This is a genomic window from Magnetococcales bacterium (assembly GCA_015231175.1).
GTDB lineage: Bacteria > Pseudomonadota > Magnetococcia > Magnetococcales > DC0425bin3 > HA3dbin3.
In genome coordinates, this window is the sequence record JADGBZ010000017.1 from 37380 (window position 1) to 38143 (window position 764).

The window sequence follows — 764 nt, forward strand, 5'->3', positions numbered from 1 at the left end:
ATGTTGCGGTTGGGCTTGCTTGCCGCCGGGTTGGCGGGAGGGGCCAGGGAGTCATGGATGAACCCTGCCGAGGCGGTCAGGTGGTGGCAAAAGGCCGGCGAAAAGGGCTCCCCGCCAGCCGCTTTTTTGCTGGGTATCCTGCATGCCAAAGGATTGGGGACACCACAAAACCTCGACCTGGCGCGCCGCTGGCTGCATGCGGCCCAACAACAGGGTGTGGAACGCGCCGGTCACCTTCTGGCCCTCATCGACAGCACACCCGAGAGCCTGGACGACCAGACGGAGATGGCCGCCTATGTGAGCGCCCTGCCCGCATCCCTGGCCCCGCCGACCATTCCGGAGGAACTCTCTTTCTTTCCCACACCCGATCTGCCTGGCTTGCCGGAGGGGTTCTGGCCCCGTTTGCTGGTGGATTTGCAGTTGGCACGCCAGGGAACATCCCGTTATTGATGACTTGTTCCCTAACCTGAAAGAGTGAACCTGAAGGAGCACGGCCCCATGCGTCACGACTGGATGTTTCTGGCCCAGGTGATGGTTTTTTTCCTTTGGTTGCTGCCCGCCGGTGGCTTTGCCGCAGCGGATGAACACCCCGAATTTTTGAAAGTCGGGGGGGAAAAAATCCTTTTTGCAGAGGCCAGACAGCGTGCCGAGTCCGGTGACCCCAAGGCCCAGGTGGCCATGGGCAGGTATCCTATAACAGATGTCAAACCCCTTCCCGATCTTTCCAACGGATTGGATTGGCTGCGCAAGGCAGCCAAACAGGG

Annotated in this window: 2 protein-coding genes; both read left to right on the forward strand. The window is 60.6% G+C overall.

The window, feature by feature from the left end; all coding sequences use genetic code 11:
- The coding region (locus HQL63_05935) for a sel1 repeat family protein (GenBank protein MBF0176373.1) at positions 1-450 on the forward strand (450 nt) is incomplete at its 5' end.
- Positions 451-498: 48 nt separating this feature from the next.
- A partial coding sequence (locus HQL63_05940) for a hypothetical protein (protein ID MBF0176374.1) occupies positions 499-764 on the forward strand: 266 nt, incomplete at its 3' end.